Origin of the sequence: Bacillus sp. RB3, from assembly GCF_030164735.1 — a bacterium.
In the GTDB taxonomy this organism is placed as follows: domain Bacteria; phylum Bacillota; class Bacilli; order Bacillales; family Bacillaceae_G; genus Bacillus_A; species Bacillus_A cereus.
The window spans coordinates 1-19,953 of sequence record NZ_JASNGE010000052.1 but is presented as its reverse complement, the minus strand read 5'-3'; the positions used below and the strand labels follow the sequence as shown (position 1 = coordinate 19,953).

The window sequence follows — 19,953 nt, the reverse complement described above, 5'->3', positions numbered from 1 at the left end:
TACCCTTGCACTACTTTACGATTTGTTAAATCATAAATTGCTTTTGTAGACCAGTGATTTGCTGGAACATCATTGAATTTTAATGAGTCTGTGTTATCAGCCTTAGCAGTAAATGCTCCTGCTCCTAGTAATGATGTACCCATAATTGTTAGTGCTGTTGCTGTTTTTAAAAATTTGTTAGCCATTGTTTGTTCCTCCAAATATATTAGTTTTTCATAGATTCTTTTATTGTACCTAATTTAAACATAAAATCCAGATAATTTAACATATAAATTAATTAATTAACATTTTTTATAACTTCTGTTCTATATAGGTATATTTTCCTGACAAAAAAACTATACTTTTCAGCATAGTCTTTTATAGTAAAAATCTTAGAATTTTCATTACTTAAAATATACTTGTCCCAATCCCTCTTTACTCGCCCATATCGGAGCTTTTATGCCATCTACACCAATCAGCTTAAATATGAAGAAATGGTGTTCTGCTTTCACCTTAAAAGAAAGGGATTGATTATGATCGATGCGTCCCTTTGTATACTCATACTTCCATCCATCCATCTTTTCTTCTTTCATTCTTTTCTCTATCCCAGGGACTAAATCCACCCTTTTTCCATTGTAATCATATTGAAATCCACCCTTATTTTCTGCGTTTTCTACCATATCAGCAGCAAAGTTATGTGCTTTCACTAACTGTATTCCATACAAAACGCCTTCGGGTAAAAGGCTAATTAATAATAAAGAAAAGGTAAGGAATAGAACCGTAGTTACTGTATTTTGCATTTTTAATGCACCTACTCTTTTTCTTTATTTTACGTTTCCACCTAATTGTTTTTCTTTTCCATTCGCATCATAAATAATAATACTTCTCGCTTTACTCTTTATCGTTTCTTTTTTTTCATCAAATTGCTTAAAATAACTAGCAGCTTCTGCATCACCTTCGACAGCAATCATTGCTGGTTTTTCCTGTACATCATGTACAGTGAAGTTACGTTTTGAAGCGGGATCTTTAAAATCCGCATTACCGTTATACGCCTTTTCAAACTCTTGTTTCGCTTTTTCTGGATCAATAGCTATTTCTTCTTCTGCACGCAGAGTACCTACTTTTACAGACTTAGCCACAGCTATCTCGCCTCCCCTTTCTAAAGACGATTTATTATCAGTATGTGTTGTATCTCCAATCACCATATCAGCTACAAAGAATAGACAACCTACAAATAACAGCAACATACTTGCTGCAACAATAAACTTTTGCATTCCTCTTCAGCCTCCTTAACTTTCAGACTTTCGAAATCGAAATCCACTTAAAATGGAACTTTTTTTGGAATTCAACAATTGATTTGGTAGCAATAACTCTGCTATTACCTTCATTATTTCTTCTAACTCTTTATAATAGTTACGACTTGATAGTAACGTACTACTATTCAATTGTGACTCAAACACATCTTCTATTTCATATGGTGGTAAAGCAGTTAATACCTTATCTCCAAAGCATTCTTCTACTACTTCATGCTTTAAAAGCGCAGGAGAAAACTTATTCCCAATGATTCTTGTTTTCTCTAAAGCTAAGTAAGAAACAAGCTTTCTCTCTTTTGTTGTAAGAGGATGCGCTATCTTTAGCAATTGATGCAGATCTGGTTCCACTACAAAGAAGATATAATCTGCCATTTCACATATCTCATGGTATAAATCTTTATCCCAATCGCTCCCTGCATCAATAATAGATATAGGTGCTTCTTGGTTAGCCAATAAAACCTTAATAAAATGGTCAAAGTCCTGCTCTGTTTCGTTTTTCAGCTCTTGGTCCACTATAGGATTTTTTACGATATAATTTATTCTTCCTTGCTTCCATTTTGGAATTGATAATATATCAGATTCCTTCTGAAGCATCTCTTTATATCGCTGCAACATAAATTCACTACGATAGTTTTCTGGTGCTTCTGTATATCCCTTTAATAACGGATACGTATAACCATCATCATATAGATTCTCTATATAATTCACATCAATCTGTAGTTCATTTAAGTAAGCAGCTAAAAGATGTGAAACAAATGTAGCACCACTTCTTCTGTTCATACTGGCCACAACTATTGTTCTTCTTGGAATGGCAATACCAATTTGCTTCTCATATACCGGCTCAAAAGCCAATTTATACTGTTTTTTTATAATTGGTGCTTTTGGCGTTTCCTGCTGGATAGACTTACTCTTTGGTTTGTTTTTAAATAATTTAGATTTAGAGGGAAGTTTACTGTTGCTACCTTCCTCTAATTCACTTGATACTTCCTCTTCTTCCTCATCAACAAGAACTTCGGGCAATTTCGTATGTTGCGGTACCTGACTTGCTCCTACAATTTCTGCTACATTTTTAATATCTGATTCCTTCAGCAGCTGCGGTATGACTTTATTATCAATATCAATTTTACGAGAGTTAAAAATGTCATAGATACCTAAATAAATCAGTTTCGCTAAAAATTCATCGTCATTTTCACGCTCTGTAAATACTACAATGCGAATATCCCGCTGAAAGCGAATGTCTCTTAACTTCTGTAAAATAATTAATTCTCGCTTATCTTCGTATCCCGCATCAATATTTAATCGTTTGTCATTAATACATAAAATATCAGGTTGCTCCGTATCTAGAATTTCATCTAAATACTTGATGTGCATGACATCACTATCAGCTACTTCAAATCCTGCACCAACAAAATCCTCACGTAAATATTCCGTATACACAGTATCGCTAATAGCTAATACAATCTTTTTCATTATAAAAAACTCCTCTTTGATAGAAAATCGCTTTAAAGTAATAGCATGTTTTCAAAAGGCACATTTGTTGCATTTTGTATTTTTGTTAATAGTTCGGTGAGAAGCGCTTCTATTTCAAATCCATCCAAATTACATGGCATATTATCAATAAGGTTATATTTAACTCTAACCTCTAAACGATCTTCGATTTCTTCTAACGGTACCTCACTAAATAAACTTTGTTCATATATAAATCCATCCCGAAGATTTTTTTGTATTTCTGTCTTGTCTTTGTAAACAATGGTTACTTGTGCTAATTCAATAAAAGGGTTATCTAAAGTTAATTTCGTATTCCAGTTTAGACTCCAAATTTCACAGCGGCCGTCTGCATGCACAACATTAGCAGCTACAGATGGAGTAATTGTAAATAAACGATCTACTGGAACATTTGTAAAAGTAGTTGTTTTTCCTTCTACTACTTTCAGTCCTCTTTCCTCACGTTCATGCTCAAGTGCAATTTCCGCACCAAACAATGCAATTTCACAAAACACTTGTTCCATTATGGGTTTAATGCCTTCATACGTTCGAACAGCAAATACACTAAATTCTTGTGTTTCATCCGTTCGAACTAATTCATAAATGCTAAATTCCGCTGCATTTACAATTGCAAAAGGAATATCTTGTACAAAATTAGGATTTATAAATAGAGAATCCGGAATCACTGTCTCTGGATGTTTGAAAAACTCTAAACCAAGCTGATATCCTTTTAGAAATGCATTCTTAGCAGCAGCTGGGAATAATGTTTCAAATCTTTTGAGATTGCTTTTAAATCGCTTCTCTTCGACCTCGTTATTAAATTCTCTATCTTGTAAAATGTTTACACGATCAGCAAGCAGTAAAAAATAGTAGTTAATAAGAGAATTAATTCTCTCCTCAAAAACTTGATTATCTTTACAATATTTATCAAATCTTCTTTTACTTTCACTAATAATTTCATTCATTCTTTAATACTCTCCTTATCATTTTCTAGTTATTAAATAAAAAAAGACACACCAATGGCAGGTATATGCCCTCGGTGTGTCCGTTTAGCAAGAATTAAATATATCTCAATTTGTATATTAATTTTAAACAATAAAACTTATGTATAAGATTATCTATATAATATCTAAATGTCAATACTACTTCGCAATTATTAAATAAACTCACAAAAATAATGCTTCTAATTGATTAACCTTTTCTTTTTTGCATATGTCATTTAATAACCTAATTCAGGTAATACTATTAGTATATCTAAGTATAGGATTTTCATAACAAAATTTCGATTTTTTTATTTACAACTAAATTTCAAAAGTAAAAAACATTCATTTAATATATTCCTTACCTTAGAGAACTTTAAATATAAAATAATCTTTATATTACTCATAGCATAACTAACAGCAAACGACTAAAGCATATTAATGTTATGTAAACAATAAAGCGACACAAACTCGTTCGGTTGATATTAACATATCAACTGACATTGACATGAAATTTTATATTGAGAGATGAATACAAGTTAAACTAACCATCCAGTTCATACCTAAGCCAATTTATTAATTACATATTTCGCAAACAAAAATTATAAAATTGCTTTTAAGTTTCTATTTTAGTTATTAGACAAAAAGCACGCTAATAATGAATATACATCCATAACATATTTTTCTTGTAACAATTAAAATGACTTTTAGTTAGTATATACTTATATTGGAATGATACACAAAATCATTTCTTCTACTCAAATACTATAAAAACTACAATCTATAATTATAGATTGTAAAGATATTAGCTACACTTTTTTTATCATAGAAAAGAACTCATACTTATAGTATGCCCAAATAAATAAGTCGTATACCTAAGTATTACAACTGCTATTTATAACCAAAACTCCCAATATGCTACACCGTTCTTTTTATAAACCTCCTTGATCAAGAAGGTTTCAAAGAAAGTCTATCTCCATTTAATTTTTAACACAATTTGAAGTAAACAACCCAAATTTGTTAATGTCATATAAACAATGAACCAACACTAATACCCTCGAATGAAATTAACATATCAATTGACATTGATATGAAAGGAAATAAAAATGTACAGATGTTAATTTCATATTGATATTTTATGTGTTATATCAATCCGATGATACTCAGATATAAATTAACGTAAAACCAATTAGTAGATCTACATTTATTATCATTAGTTACTGGAATGTAGTAACTAACAAACCAGCGCATGCTATATTTTATTACTAATTACTTTTATTAACTTTCTAATGGGTATTTAAGTCATAAACACCCATTAGAATAACTAGTATCTCTAAATGTAAATAGCAGTTTTCTATTTCTGATCAACATGACATTAACAATTAGGATGATTTATCCTTTGTTTGGGTGTTTTTGTTAATGTCGTATTAATCTCATAGCAATACCTCATTTTATGTCAATGTTATCTTTATGGATATTCGAAGTATGCTTATCTAATTTTCGTTAACATATCAATCTCATTGTCTTGTTTATGATCTTATTAATATATGTAAACATATACTAGAAATCGGATATCTACAAAATACATCACTTGGATTATTCTAGTATTCTAAGTCGAACCTTAGTATCTTAAAAACTTCCTCAAAATTATCTATAAAATCCTTCGTTTATGGTTCACATTTCATGTTAAAAGGTAATCTTTTTAGATCAGCATGTATACAAAGGGTTGATCTATACCTATTATAGTTAACAAAACATTAACAATAGGTGTTCGTATGTTATTAGTAGGTGGTTGTAGTATTGATTTCATGTCAATGTCATGTTTCATGTTAATGTCAACTCACAGGCTCAATCTGTTCTTTAATACTGATAAAGATCATTTTGTTGATACTGACTACATAAATTTCTATCATGACATGCAATATACAACTTAAATTGTACATTCTATACTAAATTAATATACATAAGTAGATCCTAACTTGTATGTAGCAAGTAAATAGGGAGTAGGACGAACCTCTTCGAAGCAGTATGATTGTACTCCTATATCCTTAAATACCGTTTTGTTTATTGAACAATACTAACTCTACATTAATATTATTTACTTTTTACTAGCTTTTATACGTGATAATTAGATTTTGAGCGTTACTTTGTGTATTTTCCGTTATATAACCGGATTATATCCTTATAACTTATTTACAAAATAGCTTTATTTCCTTATCATTAATATTAAGTAGCCTAATTTGTTAATCTCATAGCAACTATCAGTAGCGCTACTACAATAATATATATATTCCCATTAACAAAACATTACCAATTATATATTTCAAATTGGTAATAAAGTTACTGATTCACCGAATTCTATACTAAACGTTAATGTTTTGTTAACAAGTATATGTTTACATGTTAATTCTATATTTCATGTAATTCACTGGATTGGTAGGGATTTTTACAAATATTATCGAAATACTAGCTAACATGTTAATCTCAGCTCACATGTTAATTATAATTAGTTATTTATGAGTTGATTTTTGAGGAGGTAGTTACAATGATTGAGCAAAAAAATGAAAAACAAGACCATCAAATTAACGATGATGATATATTAGATGATAATGTTTTCGAAAAAGCATGGCGGATAACAGAATTCTCAAAACTAGTAGGACGTCATCATAATACAGTTTATAATTGGTTCAATATCCTAGAAGAAAAGGGACTTCATGAAACTTTAAGAACTCAAAATACAAATGAAAAACTCTATAATGCTTTAGATCTTGAAATTGCTCTATTTATAAAGCAGAAAAGGGATGAGAAATGGTCTCTAGATGCAATTATTGACCTTTTACCACACCAATTTGATTTAAGACCAGTTTCACCAGAACATCAAACAAATGAGGTATCCACTGAATTAAACCTTCAAGCTACTGCTGAAATTATTGAAAAAATGGTAACTAAACAGTTAGAAGAAAAAATAAAACATATTGAATCTCATTATGAAGAGAGGGTAGAAAGTATATTAAAGCAGTTACCACAACCAGAAGATGTAGAAACGCTAAAATTACGCCAACGCCAAGATAGGCTTGATAATTTTATTATTGAGCATAGGGCACGTCAGGAATTAAGAAAACAAGCAGAGAGCTTATGGAATAACAAACCTGAGGAAGAGCGCACTAGAAAAGCAGGCTGGTTTAAAAAAGAGGAAGACTTGAGTAAAAAACAACTCTTCATAGAGCAGTACATACAAGATAATATTATTGAGTATATAAAATCTCTTATGGATTCATTGGAATAATAAAAAAGTCTGGAACTTAGTCCAGACTTTTTTATTATTTTGTAGTACCAAACATCTTATCTGGATCTAGAAAATCTGCTAGATCTTCATCTTCATTTGCTCCAGCATTATTATTTTCTTCGTCACTACCCATATCAATAAAATCTCCAAATGCAAAACCTAAATCCTCATCCTCATCTATACTTTCAATCGTACTAATTTGAGACTTTTTATACTGAATTTGGCTTTGTCTTTCTTTAAATTCATTAAATTCTTCAACTAAACCTTTAGATAATCTCGATGGTAATGCATCGGTTTTATAGAAGGTATATACAGTTCCTAAGAAATCATTCTTACTTACCAAATATCCATTAAAAACTGTACCATTTATAGGTAAATTATTTGATACTTCTACCTTAGCGTCATCCATAAAGGAATCATTAATATTCTTTTGCTCATCTAGGATAGCAAGCATACCAAAATGATGTACTTTTGATGCTTCAACAGAACCATCATCGTTCTTCTTCATCAAATCAATCGGGGGATGGAAAGAGCTTCCTCTTAATGATTCTTGGAACATTTCTATAATTGCATGGCTATTTTCTATTTGATTCATATTACGTGAAACCTTATTAATTACTAAACAGCCCGTTTTCTCAAGTAAAATACGTTTAAAATCTTGAGAATCCAGTATTACAGATGTACCAGATCCATTAGCAGCGGTATTTAACTCATGAATAATTTCACTAATACGTTGATTTGCATAATCTCGTGAATTAGCGATACCTTTTTTCTCATTTTCATTCAATTCCTTAAATTCATCATAAAAATGCTGGTTATCAGCAAACACAACAAATGCTACACCTTTTGATTTATCATTTGCTAATTTCCAAATTTCCTGTGAAAATTTATTTACTTGTCGTAATACATCAGGCCCATCTGCTCGGACGGGAAGAGTTACAACAATCCCCATTTTAATAAAGTCTTTGCGCTCAATAGCATTTTCAAAGGCTATTCTCGCAAACTTCGCTTGATTCGCCTTGATTTCAGACATTGGATATAGCTGCGCAACTTTTTGTAATTCTTGTCTGATTACTGGCTTGTTATGAAAAGCCGAAAATTCTTCAATAGCCTTAATGATTGTAGAAGTTCCAGTTCCTCCACCTAAACCTGCAAAAAATAAAACAAGTTCATCCGAAGGTCTTACTCGTTCAGTAATAAATTCTTTTAGCTTTTCTTTTGCTTCCTCATTTGAATCAAGGACTTTTACTGCACGCTCAGGATTCTTACCTAAACCACCTAATTTCAGTGAAACTTGATTACTTTTGGGTACATTTTTTAATTCAGCTAGATCTCCATCATTACTATTTAGTGCTAAGCAATTATATACTGCTGTACCATCTGTATGTGTATATTCCGCAAATTTATCTACCATTCTAGTACCAGCTTGACCAAAACCGACCATCGTCATTTTAACTGCCACTTCATTCTTCAAGAAGTTTTTTGCCATTATTTTATCTCTCCTTATTTATCTTTTTTCTTTTCCCTAACTCAATCAGTACTTGTTGCCCTCTATAAGTTGAGATCAAAAATTTATATGGGTGCATGGTTTTTTCATAGATTAAAGACATTGATGATAGTGTACTCACACTTATTTCAGCTGAACGTCTAGATATATTCGTACGTTCAACCTCTAAAGAATAGGATTTACCCTTTTTTTTCTTTACTCTCCTATCAATAACTACATTTTCCACTATTTCATTAATAGATATGCCCCTCATGTACTTCGTCTCTTGAAATTGTTTATTTACTATGTTTCCTATGTATAGAAATACACTATAGAGTATCTCATCTTGTTCAAGTATATCAGCAAACATGTTTACTACTTCATCTGCAAACTTGATTGTTTGATATTTTTCACTTAAAACTTCGTTCAAGTCGTCCCCCCCCTTAGAACACTGGTTAATTATTCCTAGAAACATAGTACATCATTACACGTCGTATATCAAGTCATTATAAATAAAACTTATATACAGGACTTGTATATAAGACTTATAAAATTAAAAATAGAATTAATATATATTTTATAAGGGTTTATGTATACGCCTTATATATAATGCGTATACATGTTATATCAATCTTAAATTTCATGTGATTGACATTTCAAAAAAGATTATTAAAAAAACCAAATCGAAATTCTAAAAAACAGATTAAAAACCACCAATTTTTTTAGCATAAAAATTCCAGCAAATATTATACACCTTATATATAAGCTTTACATATAAAGTGTATAATATAATGCTTTTATATCGTAGTTAAATCGAAAAACAAATTATCTAGTTTACATACAAGTTTTATATAAGACTCTTATATAAAACTTGTATGTAAACCGTATTTGTAAAGCTTATATAATTCAACTAAACTTTTTCAATATTCCAACAATAAATATTGTTCGAGTGTATTTATATTACTAGGGAGATTTCAAGACATTCTTATAGCAATTCACACTAAGGTTTTCTTTGTTACCTAGCTGTTTTAACGGGATTTATCACTTATAAGACCGCTCATTGTTAATGTTATGTTAATGTACTGTTCTTCACTTAGTACTTGTTAGTTCACATTATTATATATGTTATAAGAAAAATCATCCTCTTTTCCTCATTTGAATTCAATTCCTTGTCAATTTCATTCATTCCTCAAAAGCCAGTAGAAGAGGTTGTTAATTTCATATGAACAGCATCAATATCCTTGATATTCAACATATTAAAAAGGGAGTACTAGGATAAATCAACTTTGACATTCTAAAAGTAGTAGGCTAACAATCACATCTCTACTATAAAAAAGAAACATTTGTTCAAACTAGATTATTAAAAGTGAAATCTCATCTTATTAACATCAAAGTGATACTTACATTATAATAAAATTTTTTGTAATGCAGGAGGAATGATGATAGCAATTACAACCTCACATAAAATTAACAACTGTTCAATTTTATTATTTCAGTTAAGATAACTCCTTGTTTAACGAAGAAAAAGTGAAGGTAATTCAATTGACTAAAACCAATATGTTAAGTATCTATAGACATATTGTTAACTTATTTATGATTTGGTATAAACAATTAATATTATTTGTCTAAGTGAATTTATGATTCTATACAAGAAAAAAACATAAAAGAAAAAGTTGGAATTTTACATTGAGCAAATAGTAGAAGTTGAAAAGAGCGTTTCATCACTAATAAAAAGTTGAATTTCGAATTAAGGATAGAAAAAATTATTCTTTATTATCAATAAACCTTTTTATAAATCTTGAATAATTTTAATCAATTAAAATAGTAGTTTGGCTATCTAATAAATGTTAGGACGTCATAACATTATTTTATAAATAGAATTTCATTATAACTATTGTTAGGTATCTAGTAGTAGCTCGTCCTAACAAAACAAACGATTTAATAGAGCCTTATAAATCAATAATTTATAAGAGATTTATAAGAGTAGTTTTCATCTCAACTTCAACGTACAAAATGAAGTACCTCTAAAAATTAAAATGTCTTATTTATTTTTTCAGGTTTTACAACCACCACATCAATGTAATAGTATATTAAAAATAATAAGTATTTAATTTAGTTTAATTCAATATAAGAGGTGTATGCATTGTCCGAAAAAGTGTATAAATATAGAAGATCAGGTACCCAAAAACATTTTCACTTAAAAGAAGCTGACATATTTGTCTTTACAGTTTTATATTACAAAAGAGCACTTACAACAAGGCAAATCACGCAGTTATATAGTGCATTTGAGGGAAGAGAATGTTCTGAAGCTAGCATATTTACAAAGCTTGACCGGTACTCACAATATGGAGCTATGTTAACTAAAAGAATAGATAAAAGGGCTGACAGTATTACGAAACGCGCTTTATTTTCCTTAAAAGAAAAGACAATTGAATTCTTATTGGAAATAGGAAGAATTCCCAAAAAAAGTTCAAAAAGACGGTACTCAAGAACAACTTCTCTTCACACTATGTGTTCACGTGAAGTCATGATCCGTACTCTTTTAGCGACTACAAAGAAGACACAAACCAATGAAGTATTATATGAATTGGATATTCGTTCTTTTTACCAGAAAAAAAATATAAAAATTGAGGACAACCAATTGGCCTTGATTCCTGATGAACATATTTCATACCAAGATAAAAATATCCATATTGAGATGGACATGTGCAAAGAGACAAATTCTATCTTAGTTGAAAAAGTAGAGAAGTACATAGAATATGCAAAAAAAACAAATGAGGATGTAACGGTTGTCTTTGTTATGTACGACAAATCAATGTTCCTTGCTGAAGATGCAGAACCGCCATACATACGTATGAAAAATCTATTATTTTCTATGCGGAAGCATCATGAATTATTAATGAATATACCAAATCTAAATGTACACATTTGCTCATTGAAAGATGCTGGGGATGTTATTTCAGATATCATTCTAGGAACAAATGATAATCAAAACTTGGAACAAGATATTCTTTTTCCTTTATCTCAACGTACAGTAGGAGATGTCAATTGGCGTTACACTTTTGTCGAAAAAATTCAAACGTTTAAAGAATCAATAGATGGTGGCCTTCGACGCACATACAAGAGAGATAAAGCTTCTATTCAAGATTTCTTTTTTATTTTTGGAAATGAAAATGATTACCGAATGATTGCAAGATTAGATGATGTCGTGTTTTCAAGAAGGGATGGAGATGAAGGCGTTCCGCTTGTAGTTATCTATCCTAAACGTGAAAATCCTAGAGATATTCTACTGATGGACACTTATGATAATGTACTACTTCTATCCATTCAAAATACAAATATAGCAACCGATGAACAGATCATGGTACATGCTGCAAATAACGTTAATCCGAAAAGACGTAAACTTGTAGAATTATATTAATCGTTTATTTTTTATATATTTTTATATAACTTTATTGATTTTTATTATTTAAGGTGATAGAATAACGTTTGAACTAAACACTCAAAACTACAATCAAATCAGAACATATGAAATTAAGGCAAGCGACACACGCTGTTTTTACAGTGGGTGTCGCTTGCCTTTTTTTGTATGGAGAAAGGTGGAAGTGGAAAATGACAATGAACTTACAATTTGCAACAACTACTGGGGGAGTGCTCTCAGCAAGAGAAGCATTTAAAACTCCAGAACTAGTCCTTAAACATATTACAGAAGGGGGAGCTAAATTTTGCGTTTCCCTACAAGATATCAAAATTCCAGGGAAACCTAATTATTATTGGTACGATGTAATAATTGAAACTGCGGCGAATAACAAACTAGAGATAAATATTGCAGTACTTTCTCAAGAAGAATATAACCAATTGTGTGAAGGAGATAGTATTGACTTATATTTAAAACAAACTGAAGATGCAGCGAAGTTCTTTCTAAAAAAATCAAAGGAACAATTCAAGCCAGAACTTCACAATCGTTTTACATTACACCATAAAGCTCAACTATGTCTTTAAAAATTAGGTGAACCTTTATGGAGACATCTAAGCAAAGATTACCATTATACACTACAATTGCCTTAATTAGCGGATTTATCCTTTCATTTGGATTTGGTGTAGCAAACTACATACAGTTACTCTACTATGCATTTGAACCACCGTCTTATCCTATAGAAATTACATATGTACCACTATTTTTAATGTTCTTCTCTTTGCTACTAGGAGAATTTAGTTTTAGGTTCTACAGCCGTATACCAGCTTTACAATTTCAAAATGGCAAGTTATTAATTTTAATTGCTTCTCATATTGCAGTAGATATTCAGTTTTTATGGTTTGCAACTACTCCTATCCATGCGAAAGTTATTCCTTATCTTATGAATAAAGCAAAACATGTTAATTTTGGTGAATATCAAGCAATAGGGGATGTATTAACAGGAAATTTCCATACACTCACCATGATATTTGTATTCTTACCGACCGTATTTATGATTTTGTTTACTCTTTGGTACAGTGGCCATATTATCCGTTACAGAGAAGAAATCTTAATGTGGGTACAAAAATACGAATATAAAAATCATAAGTTGCAAAAGTGGTTTAATAGCCAAGAGGAACAAATATATCCTGATGTTGATATAGGTCCTCATATTAAGCACAAAGAAATGATTCGAATCAAGGGGAAAGATAGAACCCTAAATGGAATTATTATTGGTCCTATTGGTTCTGGTAAGACATCTAGTTTAATTATTCCAATGATTAATCAAGATTTACACTGGATGGTACGTTTTATAAATAAGTTTGAAAATACGTATAAAAAGAATAATTATGATACAGAAGAAGTAAAAGGAACATTTTTAAATGGGATAACTGTTATTGAACCGAGTAATGATTTATGTCAAAAGGTATTTAAGTTAGTACAAGCACACAAGATTCCTGAAAGTTCAATTTATTATATTGATCCCACAAACCCTGATACCAAAAACATTAATATTTTACGTGGACCAGTTGATAAAGTAGCCGAGGTTTTTGCAATGGTTATCCAGGGTCTGTCGGAATCTAATAATGCATTCTTTGAACAAGCACAACGGAACCACCTTAAGCAACATATTTATTTATTAAAACTACATAACCCACAAAAAGATGTGACCTTTGATGACTTAATAGATATGTACGACGATGTAGAACGTGTACACCGTATGCACAAACTATTAAAAGTACAGGTAGAAAAATTATATGATTTTGTTCAAAGTCGTGTTGCTTCACGTGATCAAAAAAACGAATATAAGATTATAAAAGGTATCGATGAATGGTTCGATAATACCATTCGTGAAAAAACGGGTTTCCAAGGGGAACCGGCCATTTATAAATCTGGAAAATATCGTGGAAAACCAATGCATTATGACCGGGAAGAAGAATATGTAAAAGGTTTGCGTAACATCTTAAAAGATTTAGCCTCAAATGTTTTAATACGACGTGTTTTATTTGGAAAATCGGATTTTGATTTTGATGTTCACCTAGAGCAAGGTGGTATTTTACTAGTAAATACAGCCAAAGGAGAACTTGCAGATCTTTCTAATGTACTAGGAAAATTCGTATTACTAAGTATGCAAAATGCTGTATTCCGAAGAGAACCAAATATTTCACCATACCATCATATTATTGTGGATGAATTCCCTGATTATGTTGTGCGCCCGTTCAAAGAGTTCCCTGCACAATCTCGTAAATATAAAGTCATTCTGACAATTGCAAGTCAAACACTATCTCAATTAGCTTTGGATTTCACAGAGCAGTATATGTTTACTTTACTAGGTTCGTTCCGTAACAAGATGATATTTGGCGATGTAACACCATATGATGCGAAAATTTTCTCTGACATGTTTGGTGAAACAGAGGAATTTAAAGAATCCGAATCTGAACAAGGGATTTCTCCTATGCAAGAGAATCCCGTTAGTCGCTTAGGTTCGACATATCAAAAATTAAAAGAAGTCGTTATGTCACCAGGAGATATCATGGCACAAGGTGCCTTCATTTGTGCTGCGCGTATTGTACAAGACAATCATGTGCAACCTGTACAACAAATTACTAGTAACTTTGTACCCAAAGAGGAGTTTGCTCAAGCAATCATTCAAGTAGAGATCAAGTCTGGACAATATTGGGAAACTGAACGTCTTCGACTCATTGAAGAATCTATCGCAAAATCAAATCCTATGAAACATGTAGATGCAAATAATATAAAACAGATAGAATCATTTCCACCTATGCATGGTGATAAAATAGAACAAAATAATTCCATAGAAACAAACACAGTAGAAAATGTAACTTTTCCTGATTATTTTAAGGATGTCAGTCAACAGGGAAATGTTATTGAAGAAACTGAAAATAAGTTGTATGAAGAAATTAAGGCATTCGTTATTGAATCACAACAAATCTCACCATCTCTTTTGCAAAGAAAATTCAGAATCAGCCATATAAAGGCTGTAAAATTTATTGAGAAGTTAGAACACAATCACATTGTGAGCACTTACACCGGGAATAGCCCTCGTAAAGTTTTAATTTCAAACAATAATAATACGTTGATATTATCAAAGGATTCTCAAATCAATACTACTCCTTCATCTAATACAGATTTAGATAATACGACTTCACGAGAAAATAGCATTCCAAACGAAAAATCAGAAGCAAAGCAAGAGGAAACAGGCTTCTTTAAAGACATCCTATATGATGATGTAGTAGCCTTTGTTAAGGAATCAGGGAATTCTTCTATACATGCACTACAGAACGCATTTAAAATTGATTATACACGTGCTTCAAGATTACAAGATGCCCTACAACGGAATGGCGAGCTGCCGAATATAACAAAAGAGACACATAGGGAAATAGTAGGTCCTAAAAAAAATATGGAGCTAGCAGAACGGAAGAAAGAGGTATCTAATACTATGTTGGAACCAAAAAGGGATATAGATTACCCAATTCATTTAGGAATTCCTGTAGAAACTGATCCATTGCAAAAAAAGCTTCTAACAGAGGGACTTATAACCACAGTATTAGAGGAAACAAAAACAGATATGAAAACTAATTTGAAACCAGCTACAAAAACAGTTAATCCCACTAAAGAAAATAAACTTGATGAAGAGGTTGCAAAAGTTTACGAATCTATTAGCATTACTGTTCATCAAAACTTAGAAAAGAATATGGTAGAGAACACTAGAAATAATGAAGAGCAGCATGAAGATAAACATATCGACTATAAAGAACGCAAAAAAAACTTAAAAGCCAAACAAAAGAATACGTATAACAATACAAATTCACTACTTAATAAAAACCAGCAACAAAAGAAAAATACATCTAATGTAATGAGTAAGGAATTAGATGATTTTTTTGATTAATACCTATAGAAACCTAAAATAACTTTTTATTCAAGATTATATTTTTAGGGAAAATCTAACTTAAATTAGGAGGAAAGGTTAGATATAGTATTTTAACTTTTCCCTTTTCAAAAAATAATACTTGCACAAATTACATAAAAACGTTATATTTTAATTAATAATTATACAAATAAAACATGACTTACGTGAAGGACACACCTTACGTACCATTCCAACGGTACAGGTGTGTCCTTTTTTACGTTCTAGGAGGAAAATATAATGGTTGAAGATAAGGTAAATACTCATATTACAAAAGAACTAGGGATGGCATTTGAACCGGATAACACGCTAGAGGACATCTTTATAGAATCAACTTTCAATCAATTTGAAAGAATACGTGAACATGAATTAGAAGAATTAGCTCGTATGAAACGTGAACGTACTGTAGGGAAAGGCTTAATTACCATAGTATCTGAAAAATTATTCCCAACTAAAAACGGGACATCTGAGCGGATACAAGTGCTCACAATGCAAATTGGTACTCATACGACAGCATATTGTCCACTTACAGAGGCAGGTATAAATATTCCTAAAAATCCTCAATGGCTGATAGGTAAAACAAAACCCGTTATTATTGAGCATTTCCAAAGAACTGAGGAAGGGAACTTTGCTGTTGTATCTATCACTGCAGGAGAACTTGCACTGCAAAGAAAATTATATGAAGAAATAGTAGAGCAAGAGGGGAATAAAGTATACACAGGAACAGTTTCTGGACATATTCCATCTGCACAAACTATTCTGGTTGAAGTTCATGGTGTAACAGTAGGAGTAAGATACTCGCAATGGTCTCATTCATTCGTTCGTTCGGCGGATATTATTATTGGTGATGTTGTAGAGCTTATCATCGATAAAGTAGTGGAAAAGGATGGGCGCTATGAGTTTAGAGGAAATAAAAAGAAACTAGAAACGGATCCAATGGAAAAACTATTAGAATTAAACAAACGACGTGACCGCTTTGTAGGTAAAATTGTAGGTGTAGATGCTATTGCTGGGATTTTCGTAGAAGTTGCACCAGGTATTCAGTTTAAAGGGCTAAAGGGTCGTAATCTGGCAAATCCAACTGTGGATGACGCAGTAAACCAAACAATTGTTACATGTGAGCTGCTTAATATTGATGCTAAAAATAGAAGAGGAACTGTACGTATCCTAAATTATCCTCAAGGCCAAAGTAAAAAATCTAATTCGTCAATTTACCAATTTTAATGGATGATTATGCGTACAATAGAGAAACAAATGTCTACTTATATTCCTTCTATTCCTCATTTATCAAGTGAGGATATACAAGGACTTCAAATATATCGGATACATGATTTGGATAAAACCTATGTATTCCACTCTTATGACGAATTAGTTAAGTTTAAGCAGCTTTTAACAGAGGAACAATATGCTATACTCAATTTTATTGGTGTTCATACATCCGTTCGGTTTAATCATTTATTATATCTATTCAAGAATAAATTTTCGCGGAAGAAAATTAACAATGCACTTCGAGGATTACTTTACTATCAATTTATCGAAAAATGGCAAGTAGAAATTTTTGATATGGAAATCTTTGAAGAAACATATACCTTATCCAATAATGGATTTAAACTACTAAAATACTGGCAAGGAAATATGTTCTTCTTTGCCCCAGAGCGTCTTGACAATCATGGTAAATATGTTCACCTGCGTTATTGGCATGACATAGACCTACTTTGTCATTTACGCTACGCTCCTTCATTTTTAGGTCATATTATGCATCCATCTATTAGTAAAGGGGTTTTTACCCCTTCTTTAAGTTTTATAGTAAATGGAGGAAAAGAACGTAAATTTAACTTTGTTGTATACTCCACCTTATTATCTGATCAAAAGGATCGATTAAAACGAATAATTGCTAGATGGCAGACTTTTGTAGAGTCAGGAAAAGATGTTATTATGCAGGACTTAGGGAATAACCCTACAATCTTAGTTATTTATGTTTCTACTAGAAAACAAGCAAAGCAAATTAATAATGAACTATTACTTGATTTAATTCCTGGTAAAGTATTGTTATGCATAGGGGAATCTTTACATTTTCAAGGATTACAACACGCTTTTTATCAACCTCTTGCAGAAGGGGAGATCAAACAATTAGATACAAAGCTATTTATAGAAAACTAAGCCACCTTACAAGCTTTCGCTTCAAGGGTGGCTTGTTTATTTTATACTTAGCTTGGAATATTCAAAAAAACTTAACAAAATTAATAATCCTGTATCTACCTCTATACAAAGCAAGGATTTTGCGAAATAATATTCTTTGACACCTGTTAATAAAATAACATTATATACAAATATTTTTATTTCATTGGAGGAATATACAAGAAAGGAGTACTATATTGCTACGTATACAAAGAGGGTACATGTACGATCCTGATAATAATGAGGTAATAGTAAATGAAATTTTCTATGATGGTACATCAGAAAAAAAGTTAGGCAGTAAAATGGGGATATTTGAGCCAGTTAAAGTACCTATTGCTATTTTTGAAAAGGTCCAGGAAAACGAAAGTATGACCTATATGGAAAATGTTGAAGTAGAAGAAAAAAATATTAAGGAAATACTTTGTTATTTAGTTCAAAATCAAAAGCCCGAAAAACTATATTTTGAAATACAGTACATGAAGTAATACCAGGGCCTGAATATAAGAGGGGATTTATAGTAGGGGATTCAGGGGCATTATTATACAATACATGTGGGATCTGCATATAAACTTCCTTCTTATCCCTGTTCTATTGAAAATAATTGAATATAATATAAAAATAGTTTAATATAAATCTATATTTATTGTTTAATTGATTCCGTTTATTCCCACACCCTATGTGTTGTGGTTGAGTTTTAGAAACAAGTTGTATTCTTGTTTCAATTATGAAAGGGCTTCTTTGAGCCGATTAGTGTATATATAGCTTATTTTGCTATGCACATTTTAATCGACTTGAAGAAGTCCTTTTTGTGTTGTCTTCGAGTTAGGAATCACTTATACATAAACTTTTAGGACTAAAAGTATGCTAAATGAGAAAACGCATATTTTGTGCTTTTTGTTTAATTTAGAGGGGAGATTATATGAATTTTTACAGAGCATAGCATAAAAAAATATGGATAAACGCACATATTTCGTGCTTTTTATTTAGAAAAGAGGATATTTATGATGAAATATGAACATGCAATTACTTTAGATAAGCCAACATTATCAATAGGGGAAATCATTTAAAACTTTCAAAAGAAAAAATTAATTACCGCGTTAAATGTTATGAACTTACTATCTATAAAATCAAACCTTTATATTATTGCAAATCACAAAATTTTACTATTAGGTAAGATAATAAGAATCCATTCATAATGGCATTCGAAAGAGAAGAACAAGGGAATCTAAATATGTAAAGTACTTGTTGCAATGCTAAAAGCACGAGGAATCAGAATATGAAACTTGAGAGGAGTTATATAATATGATTACAGTTAATCGAGGATACATGTATGATCCGGAAGATGATGAATTTTTAATTACCGAGATTTATTATGAAGCTGCTACAGATACTAAACTAGGAAGTAAAATGAATAACTTATCTTACTCAGCCATTCCTAATGAGATTAAAGAAAAAATAGAAGCAACTGCTTCATTATCCTATGTGGAAAGCATTGAGATGTCTCAGCCATTAGCTGTCCTATATCAAAATGAAATTAACATGTATGGAAAACCAGAAAAATTATACTTTGAGTATACAAACATTTAAAAAGAAAAAAGACATTGAACGGTTTGTTTCAATGTCTTTTTTCTTTTTAAACTATAGAGGAACAAATGGTTAAGGCTTTGTTTGGCATCCTATAGTGTTTTAGGTGTGTTATACTTACATTTGTAAATTATAATATTCGGTAGAACGTCAGGTTTGTTTGCTACTATTCGATATATATAACTTGAGGAAAAATTATGGTTTTTTTTAACGAATTTCCGGAAAGAATTCTCCTTCCTCAAGCGTGTGAAGGGCGTAGCCCAACGGTAGGTGGGAG

At 31.1% G+C, this 19,953-nt stretch carries 14 protein-coding genes and 1 pseudogene; 8 read left to right on the top strand and 7 right to left on the bottom strand.

The genetic code is table 11. The annotated features are described in order from the left end of the window. The 5 genes and pseudogenes from QO049_RS29060 to QO049_RS29040 all read right to left on the bottom strand — a co-directional run. Nucleotides 1-185, bottom strand: a pseudogene (locus QO049_RS29060) (S-layer homology domain-containing protein); the annotation flags it as partial. A 198-nt stretch (nucleotides 186-383) separates the two neighbouring features. Beyond that, nucleotides 384-779, bottom strand: a complete 396-nt coding sequence (locus tag QO049_RS29055) for a DUF4320 family protein (protein WP_284489740.1) — start codon at nucleotides 777-779, stop codon at nucleotides 384-386. A 24-nt stretch (nucleotides 780-803) separates the two neighbouring features. Next, complete coding sequence (locus QO049_RS29050) at nucleotides 804-1,253, bottom strand: hypothetical protein (RefSeq protein WP_284489739.1); 450 nt, start codon at nucleotides 1,251-1,253, stop codon at nucleotides 804-806. Nucleotides 1,254-1,268: 15 nt separating this feature from the next. After that, the gene (locus QO049_RS29045; RefSeq protein ID WP_284489738.1) at nucleotides 1,269-2,762 is read right to left on the bottom strand and encodes a hypothetical protein; all 1,494 of its coding nucleotides are present in this window, start codon (nucleotides 2,760-2,762) and stop codon (nucleotides 1,269-1,271) included. A 32-nt stretch (nucleotides 2,763-2,794) separates the two neighbouring features. Beyond that, nucleotides 2,795-3,742 (bottom strand): hypothetical protein, encoded by a 948-nt coding sequence (locus QO049_RS29040; RefSeq protein ID WP_284489737.1) that lies wholly within the window; start codon nucleotides 3,740-3,742, stop codon nucleotides 2,795-2,797. A gap of 2,560 nt (nucleotides 3,743-6,302) precedes the next feature. On the opposite strand from QO049_RS29040, the gene QO049_RS29035 reads away from it, so the two are divergent. After that, on the top strand, nucleotides 6,303-7,043 hold the full coding sequence (locus QO049_RS29035; RefSeq protein WP_098211266.1) for a MerR family transcriptional regulator: 741 nt from the start codon (nucleotides 6,303-6,305) through the stop codon (nucleotides 7,041-7,043). 34 nt (nucleotides 7,044-7,077) lie between these two features. Here QO049_RS29035 and QO049_RS29030 read toward each other — a convergent pair whose 3' ends face one another. Next, nucleotides 7,078-8,532: an FtsZ/tubulin family protein gene (locus QO049_RS29030; protein ID WP_001097031.1), complete on the bottom strand. Its 1,455-nt coding sequence runs from the start codon at nucleotides 8,530-8,532 to the stop codon at nucleotides 7,078-7,080. A gap of 4 nt (nucleotides 8,533-8,536) precedes the next feature. Continuing rightward, entirely contained in the window at nucleotides 8,537-8,959 is a 423-nt protein-coding gene (locus QO049_RS29025) for a hypothetical protein (protein WP_001006726.1), read from the bottom strand. A 1,713-nt stretch (nucleotides 8,960-10,672) separates the two neighbouring features. Here QO049_RS29025 and QO049_RS29020 point away from each other — a divergent pair. From QO049_RS29020 to QO049_RS28990, 7 genes are all read left to right on the top strand, one after another. Further along, nucleotides 10,673-11,950 (top strand): replication-relaxation family protein, encoded by a 1,278-nt coding sequence (locus QO049_RS29020; protein ID WP_001291941.1) that lies wholly within the window; start codon nucleotides 10,673-10,675, stop codon nucleotides 11,948-11,950. 107 nt (nucleotides 11,951-12,057) lie between these two features. Next, nucleotides 12,058-12,531, top strand: a complete 474-nt coding sequence (locus QO049_RS29015) for a hypothetical protein (RefSeq protein WP_002006391.1) — start codon at nucleotides 12,058-12,060, stop codon at nucleotides 12,529-12,531. A gap of 17 nt (nucleotides 12,532-12,548) precedes the next feature. Further along, the gene (locus tag QO049_RS29010) at nucleotides 12,549-15,896 is read left to right on the top strand and encodes a DNA translocase FtsK (RefSeq protein WP_284489736.1); all 3,348 of its coding nucleotides are present in this window, start codon (nucleotides 12,549-12,551) and stop codon (nucleotides 15,894-15,896) included. A 258-nt stretch (nucleotides 15,897-16,154) separates the two neighbouring features. Continuing rightward, a complete protein-coding gene (locus QO049_RS29005) occupies nucleotides 16,155-17,138 on the top strand; it encodes a hypothetical protein (protein WP_000228953.1) in 984 nt (327 codons plus the stop codon). Nucleotides 17,139-17,147: 9 nt separating this feature from the next. After that, entirely contained in the window at nucleotides 17,148-18,074 is a 927-nt protein-coding gene (locus QO049_RS29000) for a hypothetical protein (RefSeq protein ID WP_284489735.1), read from the top strand. A 215-nt stretch (nucleotides 18,075-18,289) separates the two neighbouring features. Further along, complete coding sequence (locus QO049_RS28995) at nucleotides 18,290-18,577, top strand: hypothetical protein (protein ID WP_002164669.1); 288 nt, start codon at nucleotides 18,290-18,292, stop codon at nucleotides 18,575-18,577. A gap of 817 nt (nucleotides 18,578-19,394) precedes the next feature. Then, complete coding sequence (locus tag QO049_RS28990) at nucleotides 19,395-19,679, top strand: hypothetical protein (RefSeq protein ID WP_000633825.1); 285 nt, start codon at nucleotides 19,395-19,397, stop codon at nucleotides 19,677-19,679. Nucleotides 19,680-19,953: the final 274 nt, after the last annotated feature.